We start from the raw sequence: 15,088 nt of genomic DNA, 5'->3' as shown, positions 1-15,088 counted from the left end.
TAGGAGATTACTATTTGCATCAAACAAAAGATATGTAGATCAATCGTGTTTATGAATTGAAGAGTCATCTATACAAAAGGTTTAAAAACACTCCCCCATTTTAGCCATTTCGTACAATAGATCCTTTACATCTTTTCTTTTTCATGTTAATTTTACTGACATAAACGTAAGTGTTTACTTTCTACCTTGAGCATTAACGCTCAATTTACAGTGAAATATAAGAATTATGTTAATTTAACTGACTTAAACAGGCTTATATATTGAAAAAGAAAGGTGCTGGTACCCATGCTTCTAAATGATTTGCTTGCCTCCTCCATTTTCTTGCATGCAGAAGTCATTGCCGGCCGCGATGGCCTCCATACTCGTGACGTGTCTTCTATTAATATTATGGACGCGCCTGATATTGTCACCTTTCTTAAGGAAGGGGACCTTTTATTAACGAACGGTTATATTTTGAAAGACCGTCAGGAGAACCTGGCGGATTTCATTATCGGCATGCATAGCAAAGGCTGCGCCGGTCTCGCGATCAAAACCAAACGTTTTGCTATGAGCATCCCTCCAGAGGTTCTCGAGGAAGCGGATCGCCTGCGTTTTCCCATTATCGAGCTATCTATGATCGAAACTACGCTGGGCGAGCTTTTCCAGCAATCCATCAGTCTTATTCTTGAAAATAAAACGCATGAGCTTCATTATGCTTTAACCATCCACAAGCATTTCTCCGATATGATAATGCAAGGAAACGGGCTTGAGCGAATCGTAGATAAGCTTGCCGACCTTCTTGCTGCGCCTGTTCTTCTGTTCAATAGAAAGCATCAGGTAGCGGCCTCTTCCCATCATTTTGACAGTGTCCCTATGGAGCAGTTGCCCGGAATAGCCTCCAAAGCGCTAGCTGAACTTTCGGGCCCGCTCTCCTCGATGTCCCTTTGTTTGCCCACTACCCTAATCACCCCATATCGCCATGTTGAACTTTTCCCTATTCAGACGTATCGGCAAGATGGCTGCTTGCTTGCCTTCATTCCCGCCTACCCGCCATCCAGCTTGTCCTCGCTCGCTTTAGAGCAAGCTGCGCATGTCATAGGCCTTGAAATGACGAAGAAGCAGGCTGTCAAAGAACGCTCCAGACGTTACAAAAACGAGTTTTTCTCCGACTTAATTGAAGGTTATATCGCTACGGAACAAGAAGCGCTGCACCGTGGCAGCAAATATGGCTTGCAAGCGGAAGCTGCCTCCTTGCTGATTGTAGCAAGGACCGATCCGCCTGCCTCTGAGGGTCAACGGATGTTTGAAACCGTTATGGAAGAGAGACTGAGCGCCGATCGCGATGCCATGTATGAAATCTTAAAGGCCGAATTTTGGGGGCTGGATGTCACTTTTGTCATGTTTACCAAAAATGAAGGTTTTGGCGTGCTGATAAAGCAGCCTTTAATTGGCTGGAATGAAGCACTTTTTGTTAAGCAGCTGGAACGAGCGGCGGAACGCATGTACGAAAGCGATCAGATCAGCTTCTCCTTCGGTATCGGCAATCCGTTCACCAACGTACTCGATATTGGCATGTCCTATAAAGAAGCGCAAAAAGCACTGCAAGCGGGCTATCAATTAAAAAAGCAGCGCTTTGTGCAATCGTACCAAACGATGGATGTCAGTCGGCTGCTGCGGATGCTTCCCCAAGAGGAGCTAAGGTTATTTTATGAAGAAGTGTTCAAAGCCCTTTTCAATAAAGAAGAGAATGACCAGAACGAGCTTTTGCGCACGCTGAGGGCCTTTTATGATCACCATTGCCAAATTATCGATACCGCCAAAGCGCTGTTCGTACACCGCAACACCGTCATTTATCGGCTGGAAAAATGCGAGAAGCTCACCGGCCGCAGCCTAAAAGACCCCTTAGAGAGCCTTCGATTTCGGATGGCCTTCGCCATAGAGCCAATGCTGAAAACACTTCCCTTGCACAAGTAAGGAAAGCATCATTTTTTGAAAGCACTCGTTTTTAGTCAAAACGGCTAAATTAACATTTCGTTTATAGCTTTTTCGACCAATGACAGACGCTCTTGAAATCATTATGATAGACACATAGAGAACATGTTAGGAATTCTGACATAAAGATTGTATGGAAGAAGGGAGTTGGAACATATGAGCAGCGCAGCCTATCCCGTTACAATTGAAAAGCCTGCCATTCAAGTACAGGACATCACCAAATCCTTTATGAACGCAGAGGGTGATGAAATTCATGTATTAGCCGGCATTACGATGGATATTCCGCAAAAGGAATTCGTTAGCATCGTTGGTCCCAGCGGCTGTGGTAAAAGCACGATTTTCAACATTGTCGCTGGCTTGCTGGAGCCCACCACTGGCAAAGTTCTGGTAGGAGGCGACGAGATCGGCCGCAAGACTGGCCATGTCGGTTATATGATGCAGCGTGATCTGCTGTTGCCATGGCGTACGATTCTGGATAACGTCACGATTGGCCTTGAAGTAAAAGGATTGCCGCGAAATGAGCGGCGCGATCTGGCAATGACCTATTTAGAACGCTACGGTCTCGACTCTTTCGCCAAGGCCTACCCCTCTACGCTGTCCGGAGGCATGCGGCAAAGGGTGGCACTCATCCGAACGTTGGTTACTCAGCCTGATATTATCTTGCTCGACGAGCCGTTCTCAGCCCTTGATTACCAAACCCGGCTTGTGTTGGAGGACGAGATCCTCTCCATCCTAAAAAACGAAGGAAAAACCGGCGTGCTGATCACGCATGATATTGAAGAAGCCATCTCCGTCTCCGACCGCGTCTTCGTCATGAGCAAGCGCCCCACCTATGTGAAGAAGACTTATCAGGTTGGGCTTGCCGCGGAGCATGGCTCAGCGATGAAAGCAAGAACCGATGCCCGATTCAAGCAGTTTTTCGAAACGATCTGGTCGGAGCTTGATATTCAAATGGGGAGGTCAAGCTAATGGAAAACGCATCGCAAGGCATGAAGCTGCAAGAATCAAAAACGGTTTCCGCAAGTCAGAAACGGTGGCTAAAGCCGCAACAAGCAGCGGCTATGAGGCAATGGGCTTCCGCCATGGCCTGGCGCTTCATCATCATAGCCGTTATTATCGCAGTCTGGGAAACGGCCGTACGCATGGAGCTAGTTAATGCTTTTCTGCTCGGCTCCCCTTCCGCCATTGTCCAGACAGCCTTCTCCATGCTGCAATCCGGCCAGCTTGTCAGTGATGCGTTTGCAACAGTAAATGCCACCGTTATTGGCTTTGTAGCAGGCAGCCTGCTCGGCTCCCTTGTCGGACTTCTGCTTTGGTTCTCCAGCAAATTGTCGCGAATAATTGATCCCTTTGTCGTCGCCCTGAACGGCGTACCGAAAATCGCGCTTGCGCCAATGATCATTATTTGGTTCGGCTCAGGCATTTTCTCCAAAATCGCGCTTGCTTCTGTCGCTACCTTTATCGTGGCTCTATTGTCCGCCTATCAGGCGACACATCAAATCGATCAATCGCAGATTCATTTGATGAAATCCTTTGGCGCAAACCGGGGACAAATCTTCACAAAAATCATTGTTCCCTCGTCGCTTCCATGGATCATCTCCGCATTCCGCATTAACATCGGTCTTGCCCTTGTCTCGGTGGTTGGTGGCGAATTCATTTCGTCAAACAAGGGACTTGGCCATATGATCTTCGTGGAAGGCAACCTGTTTAATTTGCCTGCGGTATGGGTTGGGGTATTTACCTTGATGCTCGTAGCGACCTGTCTCTATACCTGTGTCAGCATTATCGAGAAAAAACTATTGCCGTGGAACGATAGTACGCAGGCTTCGAATAAATCTGCCGGGGTCTAATGCGTCGAACCAGCGAATTGAATCATAAAGGAGATTACAACAATGAAAAAAACAGCGGCAAAACTACTGGTACTTTTATTGATTAGCACCTTATTCCTAAGCGCATGTGGTACAGAACAGGCAACCCCAGATGCTGAAACAGCAAGCGATACCAAAAAAGACGTCATCATGGTTTCAGAGGTTTATCACAACTTGCTATACCTCCCGTTATACGTAGCCAAAGAAAAAGGCTTCCTTGAGCAAAACCAGATTGAGCTCTCGTCGATTACGGCAGCTGGAAGCGGACCGACTGCTCTTGCTTCCGTTATTTCAGGGGAATCCACATTTTCCTTCCATGGGCCTGAGCATGTCGCTTTCGCTAAGGCAAAGGGCGGCGATGCGCGATCCTTAAGCATCCTATCCGGCAGCGCCCCGGTATGGGCTGTCGCCAACACAGGCACATCGATTGAAACGGCAGAGGACTTCAAAGGAAAAACGATTGTCACCGGCATTGCACCGACGAGCTCCAACAGCCTGCTTCGCAAGCTGTTCGCCGATCATAACATTAGCTTGGAGAAGGATGTCACCATCGTCGAAGTTCAAAACGGCTCTGAGCTAGGCACATTGTTGGCAGGCAAAGCGGATATCGCCGTTGTCTACGAGCCGCAGCTCGATCAAGGTTTGCTGCAGGGGCTTGAAATCGTATATGACTTTACGAAAGATTACCCGGACTTCGCGTTTGCCACCTTGAATACGTCCTCTAAAGTCATCAAAGAAAATCCGGATCTGGTCCGGCGGATGGTCAACGCCATTGAACTTGCGCTTGATTATATTCACTCCGACGCAGAGGGAACGAAGGCTGTTGCCAAAAAGGAGTTCCCAAACCTCGACAGCGCGATTGTTGAAAATGCGGTACAGCGAATGATTGACAGCAAGGTTTATCCGCAGGACGGCACACTCACGCCATCAGCGTTCCAAGCGGCTATCGATATGCAAAAGTTTATCGGCAATTTGAAGGTTGATGTGAAATACGAGGATATGGTCGATACAAGCTTCATGCCTTAATCGAAAGGAGTCGCCTGCTATGGAAGCCGAACAACAAGATGAATACCTTGCGTTTATCGCACAGGAGAAAAACAAATATAAAGACGGATATGTGACGAGCGAGGAAAGGCAAAGCTTCGAACAAGAGCGCCTTCTTCTCCGTTCCTTCCGACTCTCCAATGACATCATGCCAATATCCGCCGCCAGAGGAGTGCTTGCCAGATGATATCTACCCAACTGTATGAACTGACTTTGGCTGAGGCCGGAGCGCTTATCCGAAGCAAACGCTTGTCGCCGACAGAGCTTACCGAAGCCTATATTGAGCGCATCGAATCGAAAAACAACCATATACAAGCTTGGGCAGCCGTTACGGCCGATGCTGCGAGGAAGGCAGCCTTGGCTGCTGAGAAGCAGATTATGAACGGGCATTACAACGGACCGCTCCATGGCATCCCATACGGAGCCAAAGACATCATATGTACCGAAGGGGTGCGGACGGCTGCGGGTTCTAGCGTAGATCCTGAATATGTTCCGGCGACTAATGCCGCTGTCATTGAACGGCTGGACTCAGCTGGAGCCATACTGCTTGGCAAAACAACCACAACCGAATATGCCTATCAGGGCGGCGAACCGCCGACACGCAATCCCTGGAACCTCTCCCATACTCCTGGCGGCTCCAGCTCCGGGTCGGCCGCTGCTGTTGCCGCAGGTATGGCCTCCTTTACGCTTGGCACGCAAACCTTTGGCTCCCTCATCCGGCCGGCAGCCTATAACGGACTGACCTGCATGAAGCCCACCTTCGGTCGGATCAGCCGGTTCGGTGTGTTCTACGCCAGCTGGTCGCTTGATCATATCGGCACCTTCACCCGAACCGTTGAAGATACCGCCATTACGCTGGAGGCGCTTGCCGGGCATGATTCGCGGGACCCTTCTACGCTTCCCGGTGCTGCCCCCTTCTTCACTCAAGCGCTGGACACCGATATTAGAGGCATGGTCCTCGGCTTGCCCGATAGTTTCTTTGTAGCCGAGGACCCTGCGATTACCGAGGCACTGAACGCCGCTATTCAAGTGTTGACTCAATTGGGAGTGCAGTTCAAAAAGATCAAGCTGCCAGACTGCATGGATGAAGCGATAGCTGCCCACCGCATGACCATGCGGGCCGAAGGAGCCGCTTACCATATGGATAAATACGAGACGCATGCCGATAAATATGGTCCTTCCATGCGGGAACAGCTAGAGCTGGGGTATGAGCTTAGCGCCGTTGATTATTTAAGAGCGCAGCGCGTACGTACCGTATTTCGAAATGATATGATGCGCTTATTTTATGAGGTGGATGCCATTCTGACACCTTCCACACCGACCCTCGCTTTGGCTGGTTACAAAACCGGAAGCCCCATGTTTAACGGTCCATTTACGAATGCCGGCTTGCCGGCAATGACGGTACCCATGGGCTTGGAGCCTTCAAGCCAATTGCCCATTGGAATGCAGTTAGCCGGCCCTTTGCTTGGTGAAGACAAATTGCTTGCGATCGGACACCGGTTCCAGCAAGCGACGAATTGGCACCGGATGACCGCAGCATTTTATGGAACAAAATAAATCTGGAAGCAGGTATTCGCTATGACTACGATTATTACATCTCCGCAGGCTCCAAAATTCCCGCTCCCCTTCTCCCACGCGGTTCGGGCAGGCGACTTTGTTTATGTGGCTGGGCAAGTCGGCGTAAATGCAGAAACACTAGAACCTGTAGGTGACATTCGCGAACAAACCGCACAATGTATACGCAATATCGAGTTTATTTTACAAGAAGCAGGCTTATCACTGGATCACATCGTGAAGGTGACGACACATCTCAGCCAGATCGAGGATCAAGCTGCCTATAATGAAGTGTATGCGGACTTAATTTCCGCTCCTTCCCCCGCGCGCATCACCGTATTCAGCGGGCTCGGTCCTTACCTCATTGAGATGGAAGTTATGGCTTATTCGCCATCCAAACGCGGGGAAGATGTTTAACCCTCTTGGCGAACGGGTAAGGATACGGAAAAGCGGAAACGAGGCGGGCAAGCATGAACGAATTCGAAAAAAACGAAAACGGAGACTTGAAGAAGGGTAAGCGGGACCATCCCGAGCAGTATCCAACGGAAAAGGAAAGCTTGTTCGACAAATTCAAAAGCCAGCAAACCGTTGATGCCATACCTGTAGAGGATTTAAATATCCAAGTGCAAGACGAGAAGAACAAAGATAAGACCAAAAATGAGTCATCCAGCGAAAACAGGTACAACTAGTTTAAATGTAAGATGATAACGAAATGAGTTGCTTTCATTTTTTTTGTGGCGAATATAGCTTGGTTGTCATTTAACAGGAATTACTCCTTCTAAATAAGCGTTATCCACTAGGGAGGTGAATTAATGGGATTTCCTCACGTTAATTCAACCATTTCACCTCATTTACGGGATATCATCAAGAATTAAAGGGACAAATTCCTACTACATGCCCCAAAAACTCAAAACCCCTTAAATTAGAGGGAGATAATCCCACTAAATCAACCTTCAGTTCAAGAAGCTATAGTTATTTTTACAAGCTCATTCTATAAAGTGCATAATTGACTCAAAAAAAACAGCTGCAACCGTGGACGGGAATTGAAGTCCTTCGGTGCAGCTGTTTTTACTATGCACCATTATTCTGTCCCTATAGACATAAAGGCCGTGCAAAAAAAGGACTTCACAAAACCCGGATGGAATACTGATGCATGGCATATCGCAAATGCCACAATCGCAATCAAGCATATACTGGAAAATATACTAATGAATCATTTTTTAAAAAAAGAACCTTCAATCTATAAATAGATCAAAGATTCTATAAGTTAATATTGCTAAATCTCTGCATCGAAAAATTAATTATAAGCCAGCTCTTTTTCGCTAAGGCCAAGCGTTTCAGCCGTTGAAGTTTGAATTTCTTGCAGAAGCTCTGGATTATTCATTAATGACACGCCATAGGAAGAAATCATCTCTTTAATTTTCGGTTCCCACTCTTTCACATGCTGCGGGAAGCATTTCTTAATGACCTCCAGCATAACGTGCACTGCCGTAGACGCTCCTGGGGATGCACCTAGCAACGCTGCAATCGAGCCATCAGCAGCACTGATCACCTCGGTACCAAATTGAAGCGTACCTTTGCCGCCAGCTTCAGTATCCTTGATCACTTGCACACGCTGGCCAGCCACGACCAAACTCCAATCCTCGCTTTTGGCGTTCGGGATAAATTCACGCAGCTCTTCCATACGCTTTTCTTTGGATAACATGACTTGCTCGATCAGGTATTTCGTTAATGACATGTTTTTGGCACCTGCGGCCAACATCGTGACAAGGTTATCCGGCTTTACGGAAGTCACCAAGTCAAACATTGAACCCGTCTTCAAAAACTTAGGCGAGAAGCCGGCAAACGGTCCAAACAGCAATGATTTTTTATTTTCGATAAATCTTGTATCCAGATGCGGAACAGACATTGGAGGAGCTCCAACCTTTGCTTTGCCGTATACTTTTGCATGATGCTGCGCTACAACATCCGGATTATTGCACACCATAAAGATCCCGCTTACCGGAAATCCTCCAATATGTTTACCTTCAGGAATGCCGGATTTTTGCAATAAGTGCAGACTTCCTCCTCCGCATCCGATAAAGACGAATTTTGCATTGTGGCGCTCGACGTTTCCACTGTCGTTGCGTACTTTCATTTCCCAAGAGCCGTCGCTGCTGCGTTTAATGCTGTTAACACTATGCTTGTATTTGATATCCACGTTTTTACTCTTTAAGTGATCAAATAAAATGCGCGTTAAAGCACCAAAATTGACGTCCGTTCCCGTGTCAATTTTGGTTGCCGCAATAGCATCATTCGATGGACGGCCTTGTAAAATAAGCGGAATCCATTCCATCAGTTTTTGAGGGTCATCAGAAAATTCCATCCCTTGAAACAAAGGGTTATTGGACAATGCGTCAAAACGTTTCTTTAAGAAAGCTACATTTTGTTCCCCCTGCACCATACTCATATGAGGCAATGGCATGATAAAGTCCTGCGGATGACGAATGAGCTTCTTGTTTACAAGATAAGACCAAAATTGCATGGAAAGCTGAAACTGTTCATTAATTTGGATAGCTTTGCTAATATCTATAGATCCGTCTGGTTTTTCGACCGTGTAGTTTAGCTCGCACAGTGCCGCATGCCCTGTTCCTGCATTATTCCATTCGTTAGAACTTTCCTCTCCAGCATTTTCGAGCTTTTCAAACACTTTGATATTCCATTCCGGCACTAATTCTTTCAGCAATGTCCCTAAAGTCGCGCTCATGATGCCGGCACCGATTAAGATGACGTCTGTTTTAGTTTCTCCGTTGCTCATTATTACCATCCTTATATCCTAAAATTTGCAGAAAATATGTAGGCGCTCCAGCTTAGGCGTCACACCAGCCCAAGACGCGACCTAGTCACAAACCTTTTCTGATTTAATTATAACCCTATCATAGTGTAATACAATTATTTATAGATTGAAATATCTACAATTCTCTGATAATTATAAGCTATTTAAAAGCTAATAAAAAGTGGGAAGTCCGTCCACAATGCCTTAGAAATACAAAAAAACGGAGGCTCTAACATCACGGCTTGTAAAAATAATGGTTTTAATTTTCCTAGCAAATACGAACATAAGACCCGTAAGATGGCGGCTACATGAAAGAAGTGTCCGTTCTTACGGGTCATTTTTAAAAGATAGGAATTATTTTTTCGAACGTTTTTTGGCAGAGGATCTCGTATGTTTGCCGCGTTTCACATTCGAAACCATAACATTTTTCTCCGTATGCGTGTAATGGTGCTGATAGACCGGACAGCAATGATGCTGCTTTACCGTTTCAATATTTTGAACAACATTGACAAGCTGCGGATGGAAGTAGTTCTCGTATTGCGTAATTGGAGGATCATAGATCGTTTGAGTAGGACAATCCGGACAGAATTCAGACTCATTCACGCCGCCTACATTACCCATGTTGTAATAATTATTTCGGTTCACAATAATTATCTCCTTCCTATTTTGGAATACACCTTATTGTATTCACCAGGAAGCCATACGACCTGTACTTTTGACCCGCAAGGCGTTCGCCTCCCGTGTTTATGCGGAAGGAAGGACGAGAGACTTGCCGTGTACCGATATTTGTTAAGCCATAGAAGATGGGTTCGCTTGCCCTTTTGGACGAAAAGCAAAGCCAAGAAGGGCAAACGCGAGAAAGGCTGCGCCCAAAAATAAAAAAATACTATAAACCGAATAATAGCGAATCCCGTATCCTCCGAGTGTCGGCCCCATAATGCTTCCGATGCTGAAATGAATGGACGCGATCACATTAGCAGCAGGCAAAATGGCCCGCGGCAAAATATCGGCTGCATAAGCAAGCCCGAGCGAATAAAACGAACCAACTGCTCCTCCAGCAATAACGAATAACACAAATAACAGCGCAACCTTGTCTCCAGCGGCAGGTATCCCGAGGAAAGCAAGAGAGCCGATAATGCCACAGGTTACAAGCACCGGCTTGCGGCCAATTCGGTCACTCCATATGCCGAGCGGAAGCTGCAGAATCAAGCTTCCTATGCCTAAGGCAAGCAGCAATAATGAAATCCAATGCTGGCTAAGCTCCATTCGGAGTCCGTATAACGGAAAATTGCTGTTCATTGAGGCTTCCATTAGTCCGTACAGGAAGCCTGGAATGAGCACGAACCAAGCGATCCGGTAGGTTCTCGCGAAACGATTGCCAGACGCAGCGTTCTTCTCTGCCCTCTCCGGCATCTCATTTCTCATTCTCAAAACAAGCAGCAGCACCATGCAGAAAAACAAGCAAGAAACGAGAAATGGAACGGATCTGCCATATGGCAGCAAGTTAATGCCAAGCGGCCCTATGCTAAAGCCCAGTCCATAGGCCATCCCGTACAAAGAAATATATCTGCCCCGTCGATCCGAAGGACTTGAGCTAACAATCCATAGCTGGGTAGCATAATGAAGAGAACTGTCGCCTACGCCAACAACCAGCCGCAAAATAAACCAAACAGCCAAAGAATGAGTAAATGGAAAAAGAATACTGGCCACGGTAACTAGGGCGATACCGACAAGAATGACCTTTTTGTAGCCATAGCGCATCACAGGTCTTTCTACAAAAAACATCGTACAGAAAATCCCGATATACATTGCCGCGGAGTTAATCCCGTTCATATCCGGTGAAATGCCTGACTCCTCAAGCATGATCGACAGCAGCGGAAGCAGCAGTCCTTGACTCATGCCCGCAACGACGACGACGAATAACAATGTAATTAAACGATAGCGAAAAGAAAGCGAATCTGAAGCGAAAACATTAGATGACAAACCTGTTGCACTCCCCTAGCGATAACAATTGGGCTCTTTAGCCCTTACACATTGTATACTTGCTTGTTGTGCCTGACAACTGCCAACTTATTTACAGTGAGGTTAATCCGTCATGCCAAATCGAGCGGAATGAATTAAATTCCCTTAACAATCCGCTTCGCGCGAGCGGTTACTTGTTCGAAAAGCTCTTCTTCGTCTATTGTCAGCAAGACACGATTTTGCATAAGAATTTTACCGTTTACAATCGTGGTGTCCACATCAGCCCCATTCACGCTATAAGCAAGCAGTGACTCGATTTCATGCACGGGCTGCAAATGGGCTTTTTTCAAGTCGATCAAAATCATATCCGCTTTCTTCCCTATTTCAATTGTTCCCACCTGGTGATCTATGTTCAACAGCTTTGCGCTTTCGCTTGTAGCCATGCGCAGAACCTGCCTTGCCGGCAGCTTGGCTGGATCGCCGTAGTCTAGCTTTTGCAGCCACGCCGCAGCTTTGATCTCTTCAAACATATCGATGGTCGTCGCGCTTCCCGCCCCATCCGTTCCAAGGCCTACGGTTATTCCCTGATTGATTAGCTCAGAGATGGGAGCGATCCCGCAGCCCAACTTCAAATTGCTTACGGGATTATGGGAAATGCCGCCGCGCATCCCTTTTAGCCTACCGATATCCTTGCGAGTAACATGTACGCCATGGGCCAATAGAACATGGCACTTCTCGAAGAGGCCGACTTGATCTAAATATTCGGTGGGGGACATGTTGTATTTATCCCGAATTTTAATTACTTCTTCAACCGTCTCCGCCAAGTGGATGTGAATGGGCACCTTCAACTCTTCCGCTAGTTCCGCAATTCGCTTCAAAGATTCCGGCGGGCATGTATAGGGAGAGTGCGGCCCAAGCATCGTGGAAATTCTGCCATCCGCTTTCCCGTTCCATCGTTGTACTAGATCAAGAGCTTCTGTCAGCCGCCTGCCTCCGTCATCCTCTAGAAATACCATGCCTCTGGACAAGGATGCGCGCATCCCCGCCTCCATCACCGCCGATGCAATTTCATCCATATGAATATACATGTCGGCAAATGCCGTTGTCCCCGATTTGATCATTTCTGCCATCGAGAGCTTCGCCCCCCAGTAAATATCCTCAGGGGTCATGTTCGCTTCTGCAGGAAGCATCTTTTGCTCCAGCCAGTCCATCAGCTTCAGATCATCCGAAAAGCCTTTCAACAAACTCATCGGCGTATGCTGATGGGCATTGATTAGCCCAGGCATGGCGAGCATTCCCCGCCCTTCAATCACCAAATCCGCCTCATCCGGGATGGACGATTCAAGCTTTGCAATGGTATCCCCCTCGATTAAAACATCTCCATTCACAGGGCCTTGGTCACCACTCATGGTAAGGATCATTACATCTTTAATTAACGTTTTCAATAAAAAAACCTCCTATTATGGTTGATAATAGAAGGGTAAACGATGACGCAGCGGAAAGGTCAATCCTGTATATTTTTCTACAAATCACGCAAAGCCATGATCTTGCCGCTAGACGCATGAACGGCTTCATCGCAATCTAACTTTCCACACAATATGTATTTTTGCAGTTCAACATGATAAACATAATAGGGCGTTAGATAAATTCGCTCTTTCAACCGGACTAGAGCCTCAGCTTTGTTCAGCGTGATTGTTTCAGATGCCTGAAATTCATCCAACGTATCTAGTAACGATTCATTGTCCAAATAGTTCAAAACTTGATGCCGTTCACGATCCATCATAATCAAGAGCTTCCTTTGAAAAACCTTTAAATCCTGATTCTCCGCCTTTAGCGTCGCATGAATCATCCCTTTTTCACGGTACAGCTTTTGAAGCAGCCACTTTCCGGACTCGCCGCCATAAACCTGACGCAGAAATTGAAGGATCGCCTTCCTGCATTTAACCTGATCAAGCTCGGTTATCGGCTGCGCATCCGGATGTACTTCACCCGAGCTAGCCTGTTCAAAAGTCAGCTCCTCCTGCCACCTCATTTTCTTTCGCGTAAACGAGTCTTTGATTGGTGTTTCCCATTCCAGCACTTGATCCAAAACGACAGAATCCCCCCATTTGGGATTAACTTCGAAAGGAATCGTTGACAATCCGTCATTCGTTACAAAAATCTCCTCTATGCCATAGAGGGAAATCAAGTTACCTTGTTCATGAATAGGTGCCTCCATGAGCTGTAATTGCTCGTCGAGCAGCGGCTCCACCCTATCAAGTGAAAGAGAATAGCGCTCTGCAACCACTTCGTCCACAGACGTTATCTTCCATAGAAGAGAACGTACTTTGGCTCGCATAAGACTTTCCACCAACAAATACTATGCTATTTGCCACAGAACGTCCGATATCCAAATCAATGACTGCTGTTCCTATCGGATTATAGTCTGGATCGTCTTGTGCCTGCTGCGTGTGATGAACGGGGAACCATTCCATGCTTAAGCTGTAAACCGTTTCATTAAACTGGTTTATGCTGCGATAAAGATCATGCCTTTCTAATGTATAGTGCTCTAAACCAAATTTAAATATTGCCCATTCGATGTATGGCTCTATCTTTGGATGCATGATGATTAACCTCGTTATTCTAATTTTTTTGCATGTAGGGAGCCCTATTCAGATTGTGAAACCCTTTCGGCATTTCTCAACATTGGACATCACTTAAGCCGGCTTTATGCTGCAAAAATTGCTTCAGCTGCACAATTCCGTCAAATTGGTTGATAACGACACCATTGGCTTTTAAATGGCTGACCAACAACTCATTCAACCGCTCCACCGCTTCATATAGCGGCATGTAATTACCAGGATCAAGAAGAGCGACCAGATCCGGGAGACCAAGCTTGTTATAAATCATATGAAGATCTTCGCTTAAACCTGGCCAGAAGCCATGTTCTCCAAAATACAATGCATGAGCAATTTCTACCTGCGCGCCTGCAGCCGCAAAAAAAGCGAGGTCGTAGTCGCGCTTCTCACATGCGGTCAAAACTTTATCCAGTACGCCTTTAATTTCTTCATAAAAGCCGGGCACTCTCTCGGCATATGACGCTGGCTGCCGGTAGGCTGCTTTCTGATCAGATAACAAAGCAACGATTTCCTGTGCCAGCTGACCGCATGCGGCTCTCAACTCGATTGGCGAAGCCGCTGTCATGATTTGCTTCATTAACGGCTCTAATTGCGTTGGCTTAAGAGCCAGCTGCATGATTTGTTCTTGATTTTTCCCCCAGCCCTTCGTCAAATAAGTGCGATTCAACAGAGCAAGGCTTTGGAGCAGCTTCGTCAGCACCTCGTAAGCTTCCATTCGGCAAACGCCAATAGGAGTGGAATCCTGCCATTGGTTCATTTTATGCAAATGAACAAACGCATCGCGAACCTCTGCTTCTGCTTTGTCCATCAGCTTCATGCCTTGCTGGGATGCTAATCTGGTTTTCTCGCGAAGCGCCATGAAGCGAGCCTGGTCCTCGTCAGAACGAACATATAGCAGCTTGCTATTCGCGATTATCGTGGTTTTGGGCTCTTCAAAGGAAGCCATCCGCTCCGCCCGCTCCCAGCTAATCGGCCAAAAATCAAAGCTGATGCCATCTAAGACAAATTGAAGGCTTGCTTGGTATCCAACAGTCGTAGCTGGAATAAAGAAAAAATCAAGATCTGACCGTTTCGTTGCCGTACCGTCAGCATAAGAGCCGTAATAGGCAATGACGGCAATGTCTTCCGGGCAATGGTTCCGAATATGCTCCACGAGCGTATGTGCTACATCAAATATATTTTCCACGCTAACTTCACCTCATTAAGATAAGTTCAAACTCTTTACATTCGGCATTCCTATTGGGAATTCCTTTCCA

General features: G+C 46.7%; 15 protein-coding genes. 8 read left to right on the top strand and 7 right to left on the bottom strand.

Annotation, left to right across the window (positions count from 1 at the left end; translation table 11 throughout):
* Window positions 1-285: 285 nt before the first annotated feature.
* The 8 genes from FJQ58_RS25295 (at window position 286) to FJQ58_RS25260 (ending at window position 7,126) form a co-directional block, all read left to right on the top strand.
* Complete coding sequence (locus tag FJQ58_RS25295; RefSeq protein ID WP_139997557.1) at window positions 286-1,953, top strand: PucR family transcriptional regulator; 1,668 nt, start codon at window positions 286-288, stop codon at window positions 1,951-1,953.
* 174 nt (window positions 1,954-2,127) lie between these two features.
* Window positions 2,128-2,940 carry an ABC transporter ATP-binding protein gene (locus tag FJQ58_RS25290; protein WP_139997556.1) on the top strand — a complete coding sequence of 271 codons (813 nt, stop codon included), beginning with the start codon at window positions 2,128-2,130 and terminating at the stop codon, window positions 2,938-2,940.
* Complete coding sequence (locus tag FJQ58_RS25285; RefSeq protein WP_238404342.1) at window positions 2,940-3,821, top strand: ABC transporter permease; 882 nt, start codon at window positions 2,940-2,942, stop codon at window positions 3,819-3,821. The genes FJQ58_RS25290 and FJQ58_RS25285 overlap by 1 nt, the downstream gene beginning before the upstream one ends.
* Before the next feature lie 42 nt (window positions 3,822-3,863).
* Window positions 3,864-4,865 carry an ABC transporter substrate-binding protein gene (locus FJQ58_RS25280; RefSeq protein WP_139997555.1) on the top strand — a complete coding sequence of 334 codons (1,002 nt, stop codon included), beginning with the start codon at window positions 3,864-3,866 and terminating at the stop codon, window positions 4,863-4,865.
* 19 nt (window positions 4,866-4,884) lie between these two features.
* Window positions 4,885-5,070, top strand: a complete 186-nt coding sequence (locus tag FJQ58_RS25275; RefSeq protein WP_139997554.1) for a hypothetical protein — start codon at window positions 4,885-4,887, stop codon at window positions 5,068-5,070.
* Window positions 5,067-6,440 carry an amidase gene (locus tag FJQ58_RS25270; RefSeq protein WP_139997553.1) on the top strand — a complete coding sequence of 458 codons (1,374 nt, stop codon included), beginning with the start codon at window positions 5,067-5,069 and terminating at the stop codon, window positions 6,438-6,440. The genes FJQ58_RS25275 and FJQ58_RS25270 overlap by 4 nt, the downstream gene beginning before the upstream one ends.
* A 21-nt stretch (window positions 6,441-6,461) precedes the next feature.
* Window positions 6,462-6,854, top strand: a complete 393-nt coding sequence (locus tag FJQ58_RS25265; protein ID WP_139997552.1) for a RidA family protein — start codon at window positions 6,462-6,464, stop codon at window positions 6,852-6,854.
* Between the two features lie 53 nt (window positions 6,855-6,907).
* The gene (locus FJQ58_RS25260; protein WP_139997551.1) at window positions 6,908-7,126 is read left to right on the top strand and encodes a hypothetical protein; all 219 of its coding nucleotides are present in this window, start codon (window positions 6,908-6,910) and stop codon (window positions 7,124-7,126) included.
* A 608-nt stretch (window positions 7,127-7,734) separates the two neighbouring features.
* On the opposite strand, the gene FJQ58_RS25255 is transcribed toward FJQ58_RS25260, so the two are convergent.
* From FJQ58_RS25255 to FJQ58_RS25225, 7 genes are all read right to left on the bottom strand, one after another.
* Window positions 7,735-9,234 carry a malate:quinone oxidoreductase gene (locus FJQ58_RS25255; protein ID WP_139997550.1) on the bottom strand — a complete coding sequence of 500 codons (1,500 nt, stop codon included), beginning with the start codon at window positions 9,232-9,234 and terminating at the stop codon, window positions 7,735-7,737.
* Window positions 9,235-9,606: 372 nt separating this feature from the next.
* The gene (locus tag FJQ58_RS25250; protein ID WP_139997549.1) at window positions 9,607-9,897 is read right to left on the bottom strand and encodes a hypothetical protein; all 291 of its coding nucleotides are present in this window, start codon (window positions 9,895-9,897) and stop codon (window positions 9,607-9,609) included.
* Between the two features lie 144 nt (window positions 9,898-10,041).
* Window positions 10,042-11,235, bottom strand: a complete 1,194-nt coding sequence (locus tag FJQ58_RS25245) for an MFS transporter (protein ID WP_274382341.1) — start codon at window positions 11,233-11,235, stop codon at window positions 10,042-10,044.
* A gap of 134 nt (window positions 11,236-11,369) precedes the next feature.
* On the bottom strand, window positions 11,370-12,659 hold the full coding sequence (locus tag FJQ58_RS25240; RefSeq protein ID WP_139997548.1) for an amidohydrolase: 1,290 nt from the start codon (window positions 12,657-12,659) through the stop codon (window positions 11,370-11,372).
* A gap of 77 nt (window positions 12,660-12,736) precedes the next feature.
* Window positions 12,737-13,510 carry a hypothetical protein gene (locus FJQ58_RS25235; protein ID WP_139997547.1) on the bottom strand — a complete coding sequence of 258 codons (774 nt, stop codon included), beginning with the start codon at window positions 13,508-13,510 and terminating at the stop codon, window positions 12,737-12,739.
* The gene (locus FJQ58_RS25230; RefSeq protein ID WP_139997546.1) at window positions 13,470-13,817 is read right to left on the bottom strand and encodes a hypothetical protein; all 348 of its coding nucleotides are present in this window, start codon (window positions 13,815-13,817) and stop codon (window positions 13,470-13,472) included. The genes FJQ58_RS25235 and FJQ58_RS25230 overlap by 41 nt, the downstream gene beginning before the upstream one ends.
* Before the next feature lie 76 nt (window positions 13,818-13,893).
* On the bottom strand, window positions 13,894-15,018 hold the full coding sequence (locus FJQ58_RS25225) for a nucleotidyltransferase domain-containing protein (protein ID WP_238404341.1): 1,125 nt from the start codon (window positions 15,016-15,018) through the stop codon (window positions 13,894-13,896).
* Window positions 15,019-15,088: the final 70 nt, after the last annotated feature.

The organism is Paenibacillus paridis (assembly GCF_006345825.1).
Lineage (GTDB): Bacteria > Bacillota > Bacilli > Paenibacillales > Paenibacillaceae > Pristimantibacillus > Pristimantibacillus paridis.
This window is presented reverse-complemented; position numbering and strand designations above follow the sequence as displayed.